Below are 15,844 nucleotides of genomic sequence, written 5' to 3'. Positions count from 1 at the left end.
GTTCGTGATTAGCCTAGAGTTAATTCTGGTTATAATCACAGATTACTATTTACTACTATGGTACTTCAACTTCATTTACAATTTTGTTGATAATGTCTACCGAAGTTACATTTTCAGCCTCAGCTTCATATGTAATTCCTATTCTGTGACGTAATACATCGTGAACAACTGCGCGAACGTCTTCTGGTATCACATAACCTCTTCTTTTAATGAATGCATAACATTTAGCCGCTACAGCCAAATTAATACTTCCACGAGGAGAAGAACCAAAACTAATTAATGGTTTTAAACTCTCTAAATTGTACTTTTCCGGATAACGAGTTGCGAAAACAATATCTAAAATATATTTTTCAATTTTTTCATCCATGTAAACTTCACGAACGGCTTGTTGTGCTCTAAGAATTTGCTCTACAGAAACAACCGGATTTACTTTTGTATACTCCCCACTTAAATTTTGACGGATAACTAAGCGCTCGTCTTCCATTTTTGGGTAGTCAATTACTGTCTTCAACATAAAACGGTCCATTTGAGCTTCTGGCAAAGGATAAGTTCCTTCTTGCTCAACTGGGTTTTGTGTTGCCATTACTAAAAATGGTTTATCTAATTTAAATGTAGTGTCTCCAATGGTAACTTGCTTTTCTTGCATCGCCTCTAAAAGAGCCGATTGCACTTTTGCAGGAGCACGATTAATCTCATCGGCTAAAACGAAGTTTGCAAAAATTGGTCCTTTTTTAATAGTAAAGTCATTCTCTTTTACACTGTAAATCATAGTTCCAACAACATCGGCAGGTAAAAGATCTGGTGTAAACTGAATTCTACTAAAAGAACCGTGAACAGCCTGTGAAAGAGTGTTAATTGCTAATGTTTTTGCTAATCCAGGAACACCTTCTAATAAAATATGTCCTTGTCCTAAAAGTCCAATAAGCAACCTTTCAATCATGTATTTTTGACCTATGATTACTTTACTCATTTCCATAGTCAATAAATCAACAAATGCGCTTTCTCTTTCTATCTTTTCATTTATCGCACGAATATCAATTGTAGTTGTATTTTCTTCCATTTTCATTAAATTTAGGGATCAAATTTTGTAAAAAAATTTAACATTTCAAAATTGTAAATTTATTTATAACTTCATTGTTAATATACCGTTAAAAAAAACAAACTATTGCTTAATTTAGCAGTGTTTTATGATTTTGTTTTATATTTTTAAGAAATAATCTGTTTTTTAATGATTAACAAACGTTTATTAATAAAGAATTTACTTACTCACAATGATGAGAATAGTTTCTATGATAAAAAACGCCAACTGAACCTTCATTCTCGTGAAGGAAAATCAAAATTTTTAAAACACATATGCGCTCTTTCAAATTCAAACCCTGTAAATAACTCTTATATTGTTGTAGGTGTTGAAGATGAGGCAAATATAATTACCGGTGTTGATTTTTATGATGATAGTAGAATTCAAAACTTAGTAAATGCTTTTCTAGAAAATCCACCAAAAATTCAATATGAAAATGTTCACTTTCCTGTTCTAAGCAATGAAAAGGTTTTAGGGTTAGTTACTATTAAACCAAAAAGCACTGTTTCTTACTTTAAAAAGGGCATTCATACCATACCTGCAAATACTGTTTTTGTGAGAAGAGGTAGTAATTCAATTCCAACAGAAGAAAAAATTCCATTTTCAAAAATCAATACTGAAACTGTTATTAGTATCGAGAATAATTCAAGGAATAGTATTAAAAACACTCTCGACGGCGTTTTAGAATTTGTAAATATAAAACACAAAGACTTACATTCCGAGTATAATGTTTTTAAAGAATTATTTGTGGTGTGCTGGAGTGGAGTCAAAAAGAAAGTGCGGGATGAAATTTTTTATTCAAGGGTTGACATAGAGCTTATCAATGAACAAGTTAAACTTTTTTACTCTGCACAAGATGATGTAAATATTAGTTTTGATAACGATTCTTTTACAATTACCGAATATGTAGCTTTGGGAATTAACGACAAAACAAGTTATTATCCTTTAGAACAAGTTACGATTACTTTTTTTGATAATGGTTATTATAAAATAAACACCGAATTGTTATTTAAACCTCCACAATTCAATAAAAAAATGCTTCATCATATTTACAATTCAAATTTGTCAATTCTAAATAAATTAAAAAAAGGGATTGCTTTAAATTCAAATGAACTAAAAGATTTGGATAGCTTACCTTCTGTTTTTATGATTTGCTTTTTAAATGGTTTTGATGAAGCAAAAGAATTATTAATAGAATCAAAACCCTACTTAAAAGAATTTGACAACAATTCATACACATCATTTAAAGAAGTAATGAGAGTTATTAGAAAAATGAAATATAATAATTAATAATTATTAGGAGTGTTAATGAAAATTAACCTTAAGTAACCAAGGCTAATAAGTATTCCTAAAACATAAACAATTTTAAATTGGATTGAAGTATCAATTTTGGGCATGAAAAAATAAGCTTCTTGAAAAAACGTAAAATAGGCTAAGTTTAATATTAGATAGAGCCATATTAAACTTAACACAAGTAGAGAAACAACTATTTTAGAATATATTTTCATATTACAAAAAGTTATGTTTTTTTTGTAATATGAAGATACACAACAAATTATAATTTAGTTTGCAATAAATCTAGATATTTTGTTAAATATTTGAGAATTTACACAAAACCATGCTTTTTTGCCTCTCTTATTATATCTTCGTCAGTGCCTTTTTGAACACAGAAGAAATCTTTTATTTGAGCCTTTCTTTTATCAATAGCGCTCATCGAAAGGTTAATGTGGTTTGGTAAATTTTTAGATTGAATTCCACTTGCTAAAAGCGTAATTATTTGCCTGTTAAAATCATCTAAAAACATGTCGTTTGAAAGTAATTCTTGTATGCTTTCGTTTACCGTTTTACTTATGTAAACATCGCCATTAAGCAACATTTCGAAAGCTTTTAAGAATTCGTCTGCTGTAAAATCGCTTTTAACTAACAATCCGTGAGGTGCAATTTTCTTTTGAAGTTTGTACAAAATAAAAGCTTCTGCATGTGAAGTTAAAATCACAATTTTTGCAAGCGGAAATTTCTTCTTTGCATAAACAGCTAAATCTTCTCCTGAATAAATTCCTTTTTCTTCATAAGGAGGGAGGCTTAAATCTAAGAATATCATGTCAAATTCATAAATATCCTCAGATTCTGCCATTCTTTTATATGCAGATTCACAATTATAAGCAGGAAAAACTTCTATTTCGCAACCTAAATCGTTATAAGACAGAATACTCTTGTACCCTTCAATCATTGATGGATGATCATCAACCATAAAAATAGAAACCTTCTTTTTAGTCATAATACATTTGTTTTAGATAACGGGGAATTCGATTAATATTGTTGTGCCTTTATTTACTTCAGAATGAATTTTAAACTTTCCACGGATTGATTCAGACCTTTCAGACATGTTTTTCATTCCAATGCCGTTTTTCTTTTTATTAGTGTTAAAACCAACGCCATTATCCTTTATCGACAAGACGAAGTTTTCTAAATCATCTTTATATATTAGTATCTCTATTTTGCTTGCCTGTGCATATTTATTACAATTATTAAGTGCTTCTTGAATAATTCTAAAAATATTCATTTTTATCGACGCATCTATTTTATCCCATTTTATTTTTTTGTCTAAGTCAAATTCTGTTTTGGCAGAAAACAACTTATTTTGATCATCTATAAGCTCTTTTAGTATACTTCTAAAACTATTTTTTTGTGTAAATTTATCATCGCTTAATTCATGCGCTATTGAACGAATTTCTTTTTCAATATTTTGAATATCATTAATGTAATTGATACAATTTTGAATTGTCTCTTCGTCTCTTCTTCTTGATAGTACAAATAAATTTAACCTTGTACTGGTTAACTTATTCATAATGCCATCATGCAAATCTTTTGCAATTCTGTTTTTTTCGGCAGTTCTAACTTCGTCAACTTTAAGTTGTTGATTGATCATTAGCTTGTAAATTTCTTCATTTGCTGACTGTTGCTCTTGGGCAAAAACCAACTCCTTTTGCTTACTTCTTTGGTATAAAATAATATACAACAACACACTAAAAGAAATTATTATTAAAGAACTCCAAAAAATTAACTTTTTTTCTTCAGTTAAAACTTCCTTTTCCTGAATAATTTCATCGGTTTCGTATTCAATTCGAGCAAGCTTATTCCTTGATTCTCTTTCAACTTTATAAAGACTGTCGCTAAGTTGTATGTATTCTTTTGAATAAGTCAATCCATTTAATGGGTCTAACTTACTAAATAACTTAAGGGATTTTAATACATCTCCATGGAATTTAGATTTCTTAGCAAGACTATAGGCCTCTTTGTTTAGTATTAATGCTTTTACAGTATTATTTTCTGCTAAATAATATTCAGCCAAGTGAATTTTACTTTTAATAATTCCTGAAGTGTTTTCTAAACTATCTCTAACCTTTAAAGCTTCTGAAAATAATTTAAAAGAGGAATTGTCTTTTAAATTAAACATTGCGTATGCTAAGTTATCTAACAAAGAAGCATAAATTAATGAATGTATCTTATCAATATTTTTAATCCCTAATCCTTTTCTAAAATTAAGCTCCGCATCTTTAAAGTTTTCTTGTTTTAAATAAATCATCCCGATATTGTTGAATGACTGCGCTTTTGAGGCCTCATAAAAAGACTTATCTTTTAACTCTTCACATTGAATTAAAGATTTTTTATGATATTCTAATGCTTTATCATAATTTTCAAGGCCGGACAAAGAACTTCCAAGATTTACATAACATTCATACTTAAAAGTTTTATCATCCTCAGATAAATTTAAAGCCTTAATTGTTTCGGTTTCACTACCTAAATAGTCTTTTTCATATAATAAAATATAGGCTTTGTAAAGAATTACTTTTGCTAAATTTTTATTGTCTTTAAGCTTTGAAAATAATTCCTCAGCATTTCTATAAAAAATAAACGCACTATCGTTTTGGGTTTTTTCAAAATAATAATCCCCTATATATAACTGTGCTTTAGCAATATTAATAGTGTCATTTTCATCTTTACTGGATTCTAATATTAATTCCGAAACCTTTTTATACTTTTCTAACTCATATAGCGTAAAATAACTATTTGCTAAACTAAAATACCTTGACCTTGACAAAGAATCTGTTTTCTTCTTGAGTAGTTTTTGGTAAACAGAATCTGCATAAATTTTTTTAGCATTTTTAGCCAGTTTTTGATCTTGAGATAAACTTATTAATTTGTCAATTTCTATAAAATCACGATTAACGGTATTCTTTTTTTTAGAACACCCTACAAGTAACAGAATTAAAAAAAGCCTAATTAGTTTACTCAATTTTTTTGTTTTAATCTATGTTAAAACAAATATAGGATTTTTCTTGTTTAATTAACCATTCTTAGGTTTTAGTATTGGATCTCCGTCGTTTGTGCCAGAAGCATTATTTGTTGGTTGTGGAACTATAGAGTCACCGTCTCTTTGATAAAAATTTTGATTCATTTCTTCCTCAAACTGAATGTTTGAATTATTGAAGTTTTGGTCTAAATCATCTGTAGTACAAGAAGTTAATGATAAAAAACTTACTACTACTCCTAAAAATAAAATTGATTTTTTCATAATTATAATTTTTAATGGTTATTTTTAATTCTTGAATTTTTTGGTTATTGTTTTTGATGTGATAAATTCAGACTTATAACACCTTATTTTTGTTATACCAAAAATAAGGTGTTATAAAAGATTGGTTTTACAGGTTTTCTGCCTATTTTGTTAAACTTTTCGGGTGTATTTACTTAATTTTTTGACTATTTTTGAAAAAACACCAAGTACTATATGAGAACGTATGTAATAGGAGATATACATGGAGGCTTAAAAGCATTACAAGAAATACTTAAAAAAGTAAACCTTCGTTCAACAGACCAATTAATATTTTTAGGCGATTATGTAGATGGCTGGAGTGAGTCTCCTCAAGTAATAGATTATTTATTAGTGCTTGACAAACAATTTAATTGTGTTTTCATAAGAGGTAATCACGATGATTTACTTCTAAACTACTTAAAAACGAACACCTACAATAATGAATGGTTTAAACATGGTGGCGAATCTACAGTTATTGCTTATAAACAATTAACTAAAAATCAACTTTCACAACACATTGTGTTTTTAGAGAATTTAAAAGACTATTATATAGATGAAGAAAATCGTCTTTTTATACATGCAGGATTTACTAATTTAAAAGGTGTTGAATTTGAATACTTTAAGGCGCTTTTTTATTGGGACAGAACACTATGGGAAATGGCACTTTCTTTAAATCCAAAATTATCTATAGAAGATGATTTATATCCAAACAGACTTAAATTATATAAAGAAGTATACATAGGACACACTCCTGTTTCAAGAATTAACGAAACAATTCCTGTAAACAAAGCTTGTGTTTGGAATTTAGATACTGGCGCTGGATTTAAAGGCCCTTTAACTATTTTAGATGTTGAAACTAAAGAATATTGGCAAAGTACCACGCTAGATCTATTATATCCTAATGAAATTGGACGAAATTAAATAGGATGTTTTATCTTTGTATTTAAATAAATAAAGAATTATATGAAAAAAATTATACTTTTAATGCTATTAATAGCAAGTTTTGCAAATGCACAAGTATTTAACGGAAAAGGAGATGTTAAACTTCAGATAGGAGCAAATCTTCAAAAAGACGGAACAGGTATTGCTGCTTCAATGGATTTTGGTCTAAGCGAAAACATGTCTGTAGGACTTATCAGTTCATATTTACTTAACACGGCTACTTATTTAGGAACTCCAAAATTTGTAGATCGTTTTGACATAAAGGGTCGATTTAATGCAAATATTGGTAATGTTCTAAATATTGACGACAACTTAGATATTTATCCGGGCTTAAATATTGGTTTAAAAAATTTTGGTGGCCATTTAGGTGCTCGTTACTTTTTTACTGATTCGTTTGGTGTTTTTACAGAAGCTTCGTTTCCTATAGCAAAATATGAAAATAAAATTACTGAATATGATTATTTAAATAATCAGTTTACATTTAATATTGGTGCGTCATTTAATTTATAAACATGAGTGTAATTGAAAAAAGATTAAAAGACAGAAGCGGTTCTAAATGTGAATTATGTGGTAACGAACATGATTTAGTTGTGTTCAATGTTGCTCCAAATACAGAAGAAAGTGTTGACCATTCAATTCTGGCTTGTAAAACTTGTGTTGACCAAATTGAAAATCCTGAAAACATAGATGCTACACATTGGCATTGTTTAAACGACAGCATGTGGAACGAAAATTTACCGGTACAAATTGTTTCTTGGAGAATGCTTGCTCGCTTAAAAAAAATAGATCTATTAGAAATGATGTATTTAGATGAAGAAGCGTTAGAATGGGCAAAAGCAACTGGAGAAGGCGCTGAAGAAGATGAAAACAAAATTATTCATAAAGACAGTAATGGCGTTATATTACAAGATGGAGATTCTGTAGTTTTAGTGAAAGACTTAGATGTTAAAGGCGCAACTTTTACTGCAAAACGCGGTGCTGCTGTACATAACATTAAGTTGGTTTGGGATGATCCAAATTTAATTGAAGGTCGTGTTGAAAACCAAACTATTTTTATTATTACTCAGTATGTAAAGAAGACGAAGTAGTTTTTTGTCATTCTGAACTTGTTTCAAAATCTCATTCTACCAATAGAAGTTGAAACAAAACAGCTTAACAGAATAAACAAAAATCCCTGCAAATTTGATTTTGCAGGGACTTCTTTTTTTATGATATTTTTATTTATTGTGTCTGTTTTTTGAACAAGTAAACTCTATAAATAACTATTATACTATATAATATATAGGAACATAAAAAGAAATCACTATTTAATAGTTGCTTAGGAAATAAAACAAACATTAATAAAAAAAACATTATAGACATTAAAAAATGAATTCTAATCTCCGTTTTTGAAATTATCTTTTTCTTCATGATTATTTATTTACAATGATTATCAGAACATAATACAGACCCATATGCAGCAGCTGTGCCACACGCAAGAAAACAAACTGGCAATGCCGTACCTGCAGTCCCTAATACAGCTGCAGAGTCGCACGTAGCGTGGCATGTTATTGCTACAGCATAAACCCCTCCCATACATAAATAATATCTATAATCACAATCACCACCTGAACCTATTGAAGAACCATCTGTCTTATTAGATAAAACTTGATTAATTTCATGTTCCAAAACATCAAAAGGAACTTCTTCAATCTTAATATTTAATCTATTCAAATAAAATTTATATTTATGTTCATGATTTAATGTAAATTTTGTAACGTCAAAATTAAATACTTTGTTAATTTCTTTCAGTTGTTGCTCTGGGCTTAAATTATTGTTTTGAATGTCATTAATTCTACTTGTTAACTCCTCTTGTACAAGATTATTTTTTAATATAACAGTTTTTAATTCTGTACTATACAAAGCCATTTCTTCAATTAAAGATACAAAATCTTGATTCTCGCTTAAAGTTTCATAATTGATCTCATTGTTTGATAATGTTTGGTTAAATTCAGTTGTTTTTTCAACATCATTATCTCCTGAACAGGAGATTAAAGTTGCTAAAACAACAAATAAAGACACTCTAAATAAATTTTTTTTCATTTTAATTAATTTTAAACTTTTTGCAAAGGTAAGTTTTTTTTTACAAAAAACAAAACCCTGCAAAATTAAATTTTGCAGGGTTTTCTCGTATTCAATCCTGACAGGTTTTGAAAACCCGACAGGATTATTCTTACAAATCAAATTTAATTCCTTGCGCTAAAGGCAATTCATCCGAATAATTAACTGTATTAGTTTGTCTTCTCATGTATACTTTCCATGCATCAGAGCCCGACTCACGTCCACCGCCAGTTTCTTTTTCACCACCAAATGCACCACCAATTTCAGCACCAGAAGTTCCGATGTTTACGTTAGCAATTCCACAATCAGAACCTGCAAATGATAAGAACTTTTCAGCTTCTTTCATTTCGTTTGTCATAATTGCTGATGATAAACCTTGAGCAACACCATTTTGAACTTCAATAGCGTTTTCAACTTCACCAGAATATTTCATTAAATATAAAACCGGAGCAAATGTTTCATGCTGTACAATTTTAAATGAATTTTCTGCCTCAATAATAGCTGGTTTCACATAACATCCAGATTCGTATCCTTCACCTGAAAGAACGCCACCTTCAACTAATACTTTACCGCCTTCTGCTTTAGCTGATTCAATTGCAGCTAAATATGTATTTACCGAATCTTTATCGATAAGCGGTCCAATATGATTTTTTTGATCTAATGGGTTCCCAATAGTCAATTGACCATAAGCACCAACGATTGCATCTCTTACTTTATCGTAAACCGATTCGTGAATAATTAATCTTCTTGTAGAAGTACATCTTTGACCAGCAGTTCCTACAGCACCAAATACCGCTCCTGGAACAACTACTTTTAAGTCAGCTGTTGGAGTAATTATAATGGCATTGTTTCCACCTAACTCTAATAATGATTTTCCGAAACGCTCAGCAACTTTTGCACCAACGATTCTTCCCATTCTTGTAGAACCTGTAGCAGATACTAATGGAATTCTTACATCTGTAGTCATCATTTCACCTACTTTGTAATCTCCATTGATGATACATGAAATACCTTCTGGTAAATTGTTAGCTTTTAAAACCTCAGCAATAATATTTTGACAAGCAATTGTACATAAAGGTGCTTTTTCAGAACCTTTCCACACACAAACATCTCCACAAATCCATGCTAAAGCAGTATTCCAAGCCCAAACAGCTACTGGGAAATTAAATGCAGAAATAATACCAACAACTCCAATTGAATGCCATTGTTCTCTCATTACATGACCTGGACGCTCAGAAGGAATAGTTTGTCCGTTTAATTGACGAGATAAACCTACAGCAAAATCACAGATATCGATCATTTCTTGAACTTCTCCGTAACCCTCTTGTAAAGATTTCCCCATTTCGTAAGAAACTAATTTACCTAATGGTTCTTTTAATTCTCTTAACTTGTTTCCAAACTGACGAACAATCTCTCCTCTTTGTGGAGCTGGCATTGCTCTAAATGTTTTAAATGCAGCTGTTGCGCTTTGCATTACTCTTTCGTAATCTGCAGCAGTAGTTGCTTTTACTTTTCCAATTAATTGACCGTCAACTGGCGAATAACTTTCGATTAATTCTCCATTAGAGAACCATTCATTACCTGTAGATGTTCCTTCATTTATTGCTTTTACACCTAATTGTGCTAAAGCTTCTTGCATTCCAAATTGCTGTGCTATTGTAGACATATTTAACTTTATTTCTTGTTTTTGTTATATTTATGCAAATGTATTGAATATTAATGACATTTGAAAAAGAGGCCTAAAACCTAAGTTTCTTTAGAAACAAATCGGGTATCTGTTTCCATAATTGTTCCGCATTTTTTACAAGTTCTCTTTGTTTTAGAACTATAAAAATCTTTAAAATGGCCTAAAAAATCTTTTTCAATATCGTTTAATTCAAAATAAACTTCGTGTAGTTTTTCGTTGCAATTGTCGCAATACCAAAGCAAACCGTCTTTTATATTTAAATGGTTTCGTTTTCTTTCAATTACTAAACCAATAGAGTTTTTAGTTCTAGCTGGAGAATGTGGCACTTTAGCAGGATGTAAATACATATCGCCTGCTTTTAAATTCATTGCTCTTTTTTTTCCTTCTTCTTGTATGAAAACTGTTATTTCTCCCTCAAGTTGATAGAATAATTCTTCGGTTTCATTATAATGATAATCTTTACGCGCCTTTGGCCCAGCAACTATCATTACAATATAGTCACCTGACTCGATATATAAGTTTTTATTTCCAACTGGAGGTTTAAGTAAATGCCTGTTGTCTTCAATCCACTTTGTTAAATTAAAAGGTTTTGCTATTGCCATATTCTAATAAATAAAAAGTAAAGTTACTAAAAATAAAAAAGGTTAGCTATGATAATTCACAACTAACCTTTTAAAGATTTTATATTTTTTCTATTTTACTTCTTTCGCTAAGTATAAATAAACTGGGAAGTGATCACTAAATCCTGGAACTCCATTTGAGTTTCTTAAAGGATAACCTTTCCAAGGTCCTTCTTTATTAATTAAAAAAGGTTTATTATAAACTCCTGCTTTCCAAAATGTCCATGTGCTAAAGTCTTTTCTAATGAATGGTTCAGATAACAACATTTGGTCAAATAAATCCCATGAATCACGGTAAGCTAAAGTACCTATTCCGTCTTCAGACATTTTTTCCATTGGGTTATAAATTCCAAATTGCTTTACCTCATCTTTAGATGCTTTTGCACCAAGCTCTTTCTTAACACTCTTATTATAAGGACCATCATTTAAATCGCCCATTGTAATAATTTTTGCGTTAGGGTTGATTTTGTATAATGAATCTATAATTTTTCTATTTAATCTACCTGCAGCTTCTCTATTTGGGCTACTTTTCTTTTCTCCTCCTGAACGAGAAGGCCAGTGATTTACAATAAAACTAATTTCTTCACCATCTAAAATACCTGTAACTAATAACTGGTCACGTGTGTAAATTCTTTTTGTTTTAGTGTCTACAGAACCTTTATCGTCGGTGTTTTCTTCGTCTTCTTTTGTTTTCTTTCCGTTTTTTGAATCATCCTTATAAATGTATAATGGAACATTCGTATAACTAGTAGGTGTAAAATATTTTCCTTGATAAAGTAAACCTACGTCAATTCCTCTTTTGTCTGGTGAGTCAAAATGGATGATATTATATCCTCTAGCGGCTAATTTTGGATGTTTTACTAAATCTTCCAAAACACCTCTATTTTCAACTTCACAAACACCAATAACAACAGGTGAATTTATTGGATTATCTCCAGTCCCTACTTCATTTAAAACTCTTGCTAAATTATCAAGCTTCTTATTATAATTCTTTGAAGTCCAACCATTTGATGGAGTATATTCTTCATCATTAGTTTTAGGGTCATTAATAGTGTCAAATAAATTTTCCATGTTATAAAATGCAACGGTATGAATTTTAAATTTTTTCTCTTGAGAGTAAACGTTGCTTAGTGTAAAAAGGATAATTAAGGCAGTAAATAATTGTTTAATTTTCATATCTTATCTTATGTTAATGTCTATTCTAGTACAAAATGGATGCCAAAGGTAAATAATATTATTAAATGTTGAACATTAATTAAATGTTAACTCTTATTATCTTATTGTCAATTCAATTATAATTTACACATCAATTGTAAATAATATTATTAAAAGTTGTACATTTGACGCCCCTAAGTTTTTTTGAATTAGGGATTTAAAAAAAATATTAATTATAATTTCGTTTATGAAAAAACTTGTATTAAGTACATTATTTGTATTACAAGCTGTTTTTGTTTTTGCACAAGAAAAACCTGCTTTAACAGGGAAAGTGATTGATGCTAAAAGTCAAGGACCGTTAAAAAATGTGGTTACCACAATTCAAAGCACAAACCAAACTGTTTTAACTGACTTTGAAGGAAATTTTGTTTTTCAAAATTTACCTCATGGGGAACAAACTTTAGTAGTTCGCTTTAATGGGTATCTTTCTCAAACTTTATTGTTAGAGTTAACTAAAGGTGAAACGTTAGAATTAGGAAATGTTGTTCTTGAAGAAGATATCACTACCGAACAACAGTTGAGTTTAGTTACCATTACTGAAAACGATTTAGGTGATGATAATTCTGGTTCAGAAAGTACTTCTGGATTATTACAAGCTTCAAGAGACACTTATCAACAGGCTGCCGCATTTAACTGGGGTCAAGCTCGTTTTAGAGTAAGAGGACTAGATAATGCTTACAGTAGAACAATGATTAATGGTGTTTCTATGAACAAAATTTATGACGGTAGACCACAATGGAGTAATTGGGGTGGTTTAAATGACGCTACTAGAAATCAAGAATTCACAATGGGTTCTGCTGCTTCAGATTTTACATTTGGAAGCGCATTAGGAACTCAAGAAATAAACACTAGAGCTTCTCATTATAGACCAGGTAATAGAATTACTTTTTCTGGAACCAATACAAACTATAGCTGGAGAGCAATGGCAACTCACGTATCTGGTTTAGATGATAAAGGTTGGGCATTTGTAGTTTCTGCTTCAAGAAGATGGGCAGACGAAGGACAGTTTGAAGGAACTGATTATGGCGCAAATTCAATGTTTGCAAGTGTTGAAAAGAAAATAAACGATAGTCATAGTTTAAACTTTACTTCTATTTATGCTCAAAACAGTAGAGGGAAAAGTTCACCAAATACTCAAGAAGTTGCAGATTTAATGGGCGTTAGATACAACTCATATTGGGGTTGGCAAGATGGTAAAAAGAGAAACTCTAGAGATAAAGACATAGAAGAGCCAATCAATATGCTTTCTCACTATTGGAAGATAAATGAAAAAACTACATTAAATACTAATGTAGCTTTTCAAACAGGTACAATTGGAAACTCAAGAATTGACAATCAATTATCAAACAATCCTGATCCAACTTATTATAAAAACTTACCAAGTTATTATTTAAACAATCATGATAATGCGGGTAACTGGGTTCCAAATTATACTCAAGCAGCAAGTGCTGAGCAATATTTTTTAAGCAATAGTCAAATTAACTGGGATGCAATGTATATTGCTAACCAAAATAGTTCTGATGCAGGAAAAAGCGTATATGTTTTATATGAAGACAGAACAGATGATAAAATTTGGAGTGCAAACTCAATTTTAAATGCTGGTATTTCAGATAATATTTCGATGAATGCTGCTGTAAATTTCCAAAAATTAAAATCCCATAATCACCAAAACTTATTAGACTTAATGGGAGGTTCTTACTTTTTAGATGTTGATCCATTCTTTACAGGTGATGCAACACAATCTGATTTAAACAATCCTGATAGAATTGTAGGAGAAGGTGACACGTATGGTTACAATTATAACTTATTTGCAACTACAATAGATGCATTTACGCAATTTAAATTTACTTACAACAAAGTTGATTTCTATTTAGCACAATCATTTACAAGAACTCAATACCAAAGAGAAGGTTTGTATAGAAACGGAATTTATGCAAATAATTCTTATGGTAAAGGAGATAAAGTAATTTTTGAAAACTTCGGATTTAAAGGGGGTTTAACTTATAAAATTACAGGGCGTCATTTATTAGATTTTAATGCTATGTATATGACAGCAGCGCCAACAATGAGAAACTCATTTTCAAATGCGCGTTTAAACAATAACTTTACTCCTAATTTAGAAAGCGAAGCTATTTCAAGTGCTGATGCTAGTTATATCATTAGAGCGCCTAAATTAAAAGCAAGATTAACTGCTTTTGCTTCTCAAATTAAAAACAGTACTGAAATTTCTTTTTTCTATGCTGAAAACATTGGAGATACTGAAGGAGATGAAGATTCATTCGTAAGTGAAATTGTTACTTCTGTAGACAAAAGAAACTTAGGATTGGAGTTAGGTCTAGAATATCAAATTACTTCTACAATTAAAGCTACAGCAGCTGCTTCTTATGGACAGTACATATATGCTGACAATGCTAAATTAGTTACTAATGATGACGCTAGAACAATAGCTGGCTTAAACCCAATCAGAAATTTTGGAACTAACTACCTTAAGGATTATAAATTACCTGGTATGCCTCAACAAGCATATTCATTTGGCTTAGAGTATAGAGACCCTCACTTCTGGTGGATTAGTGGTAATATGAATTATTTAGCAGATAGTTACTTAGATATTTCTAATATTTTAAGAACAGACAACTTTACAATTGATAGAACAACTGGTGTTTCTTATCCAGGGGCTACTGAAGAGTCTGTAAGAGAGTTGTTAAAACAAGAAAAATTTGATAACTTTATGTTGTTCAACTTAATAGGTGGTAAATCTTGGAGAATTAGCAACAAAAACAGAAATACTTTGGGATTCTTTGCTTCAATAAACAACTTATTAGATATTGAATATAAAACTGGTGGTTTTGAACAATCAAGAAAAGCAACTTTCGTAGATGCTCAACAAGATAATGTTAACGGAACTCCTGCTTTTGGTCCTAAATATTTTTACGGATACGGAAGAACATATTTCGTAAACTTCTATATTAACTTCTAAAAATTGCACTATGAAAAATAAATTTTTAAAAACAGTTTTGCTTGCAACATTATTTTTAGGTGTTGCTTCAAGTTGTGTAAATGATGATGATTTTGATATTCCAGCTTTAAGGCCTATCATTTATTCAGAAAATTTCAATGAAATTGATTACAACATGACTTTTGATTATGCAGATTGGACAAATTTTGCAGAAGCAGGTACTAAAAAATGGATAGAAAGAGAATTTCGTGATGATGGCTATATACAATTTAGTTCATTTGGAAGTGGAGAAGCTTCTAACATTGGATGGGCAATATCACCTGCGATGGATATGGATGCATATACTGGAGAAGTTTTAACTTTTAAATCTGCAACAAACTTTGTAGATAATCCAGCAAACAAATTAGAAGTATTTGTTTCTTCAGATTATGACGGAACAAATGTATTAGCAGCTACTTGGACACAAGTTGACGCTGTCGTTGCTGATGAAACAACAAATGGATATACGTATGTTTCTTCAGGAAATATTGATTTATCTAGTTATACTGGAACTTTACATGTAGCGTTTAAAGTGACTGGAAACGGTACATCTTTAGACGGGTTATTCCAAGTTGATAAGATTGTAATTTATTCATCTAATTAATAATAAGCT

General features: G+C 30.3%; 14 protein-coding genes. 6 read left to right on the top strand and 8 right to left on the bottom strand.

All coding sequences use genetic code 11. The features are described from left to right. Positions 1-55: 55 nt before the first annotated feature. The gene (locus UXY25_RS01770) at positions 56-1,060 is read right to left on the bottom strand and encodes a MoxR family ATPase (protein ID WP_320814284.1); all 1,005 of its coding nucleotides are present in this window, start codon (positions 1,058-1,060) and stop codon (positions 56-58) included. Between the two features lie 168 nt (positions 1,061-1,228). Between UXY25_RS01770 and UXY25_RS01765 the strand changes: the two genes are divergently transcribed. Next, entirely contained in the window at positions 1,229-2,368 is a 1,140-nt protein-coding gene (locus tag UXY25_RS01765; RefSeq protein ID WP_320814283.1) for an ATP-binding protein, read from the top strand. Between the two features lie 316 nt (positions 2,369-2,684). On the opposite strand, the gene UXY25_RS01760 is transcribed toward UXY25_RS01765, so the two are convergent. From UXY25_RS01760 to UXY25_RS01750, 3 genes are read right to left on the bottom strand one after another with little or no spacing between them, the layout of a single operon-like run. Beyond that, complete coding sequence (locus tag UXY25_RS01760; protein WP_320814282.1) at positions 2,685-3,356, bottom strand: response regulator; 672 nt, start codon at positions 3,354-3,356, stop codon at positions 2,685-2,687. A gap of 12 nt (positions 3,357-3,368) precedes the next feature. Beyond that, positions 3,369-5,375, bottom strand: a complete 2,007-nt coding sequence (locus tag UXY25_RS01755; RefSeq protein ID WP_320814281.1) for a tetratricopeptide repeat protein — start codon at positions 5,373-5,375, stop codon at positions 3,369-3,371. Between the two features lie 51 nt (positions 5,376-5,426). Next, complete coding sequence (locus UXY25_RS01750; RefSeq protein ID WP_320814280.1) at positions 5,427-5,654, bottom strand: hypothetical protein; 228 nt, start codon at positions 5,652-5,654, stop codon at positions 5,427-5,429. 213 nt (positions 5,655-5,867) lie between these two features. Here UXY25_RS01750 and UXY25_RS01745 point away from each other — a divergent pair, with 213 nt between their 5' ends. The 3 genes from UXY25_RS01745 to UXY25_RS01735 are packed head-to-tail and all read left to right on the top strand — an operon-like array spanning position 5,868 to position 7,702. After that, positions 5,868-6,593: a metallophosphoesterase family protein gene (locus tag UXY25_RS01745; protein WP_320814279.1), complete on the top strand. Its 726-nt coding sequence runs from the start codon at positions 5,868-5,870 to the stop codon at positions 6,591-6,593. A gap of 42 nt (positions 6,594-6,635) precedes the next feature. Continuing rightward, on the top strand, positions 6,636-7,124 hold the full coding sequence (locus tag UXY25_RS01740; protein WP_320814278.1) for a DUF6646 family protein: 489 nt from the start codon (positions 6,636-6,638) through the stop codon (positions 7,122-7,124). 2 nt (positions 7,125-7,126) lie between these two features. Next, positions 7,127-7,702 carry a PhnA domain-containing protein gene (locus UXY25_RS01735; RefSeq protein WP_320814277.1) on the top strand — a complete coding sequence of 192 codons (576 nt, stop codon included), beginning with the start codon at positions 7,127-7,129 and terminating at the stop codon, positions 7,700-7,702. Between the two features lie 328 nt (positions 7,703-8,030). Here the strand turns inward: UXY25_RS01735 and UXY25_RS01730 are convergent, their stop codons facing one another. The 4 genes from UXY25_RS01730 to UXY25_RS01715 all read right to left on the bottom strand — a co-directional run bounded on the left by UXY25_RS01730 (position 8,031) and on the right by UXY25_RS01715 (position 12,197). Beyond that, on the bottom strand, positions 8,031-8,696 hold the full coding sequence (locus UXY25_RS01730) for a hypothetical protein (RefSeq protein ID WP_320814276.1): 666 nt from the start codon (positions 8,694-8,696) through the stop codon (positions 8,031-8,033). Between the two features lie 130 nt (positions 8,697-8,826). Further along, positions 8,827-10,380: an aldehyde dehydrogenase family protein gene (locus UXY25_RS01725; RefSeq protein WP_320814275.1), complete on the bottom strand. Its 1,554-nt coding sequence runs from the start codon at positions 10,378-10,380 to the stop codon at positions 8,827-8,829. Positions 10,381-10,460: 80 nt separating this feature from the next. Beyond that, positions 10,461-11,003, bottom strand: a complete 543-nt coding sequence (locus tag UXY25_RS01720) for a 3-hydroxyanthranilate 3,4-dioxygenase (protein ID WP_320814274.1) — start codon at positions 11,001-11,003, stop codon at positions 10,461-10,463. A gap of 90 nt (positions 11,004-11,093) precedes the next feature. Further along, positions 11,094-12,197: an endonuclease/exonuclease/phosphatase family protein gene (locus UXY25_RS01715; protein WP_320814273.1), complete on the bottom strand. Its 1,104-nt coding sequence runs from the start codon at positions 12,195-12,197 to the stop codon at positions 11,094-11,096. Between the two features lie 226 nt (positions 12,198-12,423). Here UXY25_RS01715 and UXY25_RS01710 point away from each other — a divergent pair, with 226 nt between their 5' ends. Both UXY25_RS01710 and UXY25_RS01705 read left to right on the top strand, forming a co-directional pair. Further along, the gene (locus UXY25_RS01710; RefSeq protein WP_320814272.1) at positions 12,424-15,213 is read left to right on the top strand and encodes a TonB-dependent receptor; all 2,790 of its coding nucleotides are present in this window, start codon (positions 12,424-12,426) and stop codon (positions 15,211-15,213) included. A 10-nt stretch (positions 15,214-15,223) separates the two neighbouring features. After that, on the top strand, positions 15,224-15,835 hold the full coding sequence (locus UXY25_RS01705) for a DUF5017 domain-containing protein (protein WP_320814271.1): 612 nt from the start codon (positions 15,224-15,226) through the stop codon (positions 15,833-15,835). The last annotated feature ends 9 nt before the right edge of the window (positions 15,836-15,844 follow it).

Origin of the sequence: Flavobacterium sp., from assembly GCF_034111225.1 — a bacterium.
Taxonomy (GTDB): Bacteria; Bacteroidota; Bacteroidia; order Flavobacteriales; family Flavobacteriaceae; genus Flavobacterium.
The sequence above is the reverse complement of the archived record's forward strand: the minus strand, read 5'-3'. Positions and strand labels throughout refer to the sequence as shown.

Bases quoted from the DNA above. Each gene is read 5' to 3' on its own strand.
- UXY25_RS01770 (WP_320814284.1), bottom strand. From the start codon at position 1,060: ATGGAAGAAAATACAACTACAATTGATATTCGTGCGATAAATGAAAAG.
- UXY25_RS01765 (WP_320814283.1), top strand. From the start codon at position 1,229: ATGATTAACAAACGTTTATTAATAAAGAATTTACTTACTCACAATGAT.
- UXY25_RS01760 (WP_320814282.1), bottom strand. From the start codon at position 3,356: ATGACTAAAAAGAAGGTTTCTATTTTTATGGTTGATGATCATCCATCA.
- UXY25_RS01750 (WP_320814280.1), bottom strand. From the start codon at position 5,654: ATGAAAAAATCAATTTTATTTTTAGGAGTAGTAGTAAGTTTTTTATCA.
- UXY25_RS01745 (WP_320814279.1), top strand. From the start codon at position 5,868: ATGAGAACGTATGTAATAGGAGATATACATGGAGGCTTAAAAGCATTA.
- UXY25_RS01740 (WP_320814278.1), top strand. From the start codon at position 6,636: ATGAAAAAAATTATACTTTTAATGCTATTAATAGCAAGTTTTGCAAAT.
- UXY25_RS01735 (WP_320814277.1), top strand. From the start codon at position 7,127: ATGAGTGTAATTGAAAAAAGATTAAAAGACAGAAGCGGTTCTAAATGT.
- UXY25_RS01730 (WP_320814276.1), bottom strand. From the start codon at position 8,696: ATGAAAAAAAATTTATTTAGAGTGTCTTTATTTGTTGTTTTAGCAACT.
- UXY25_RS01725 (WP_320814275.1), bottom strand. From the start codon at position 10,380: ATGTCTACAATAGCACAGCAATTTGGAATGCAAGAAGCTTTAGCACAA.
- UXY25_RS01720 (WP_320814274.1), bottom strand. From the start codon at position 11,003: ATGGCAATAGCAAAACCTTTTAATTTAACAAAGTGGATTGAAGACAAC.
- UXY25_RS01715 (WP_320814273.1), bottom strand. From the start codon at position 12,197: ATGAAAATTAAACAATTATTTACTGCCTTAATTATCCTTTTTACACTA.
- UXY25_RS01710 (WP_320814272.1), top strand. From the start codon at position 12,424: ATGAAAAAACTTGTATTAAGTACATTATTTGTATTACAAGCTGTTTTT.
- UXY25_RS01705 (WP_320814271.1), top strand. From the start codon at position 15,224: ATGAAAAATAAATTTTTAAAAACAGTTTTGCTTGCAACATTATTTTTA.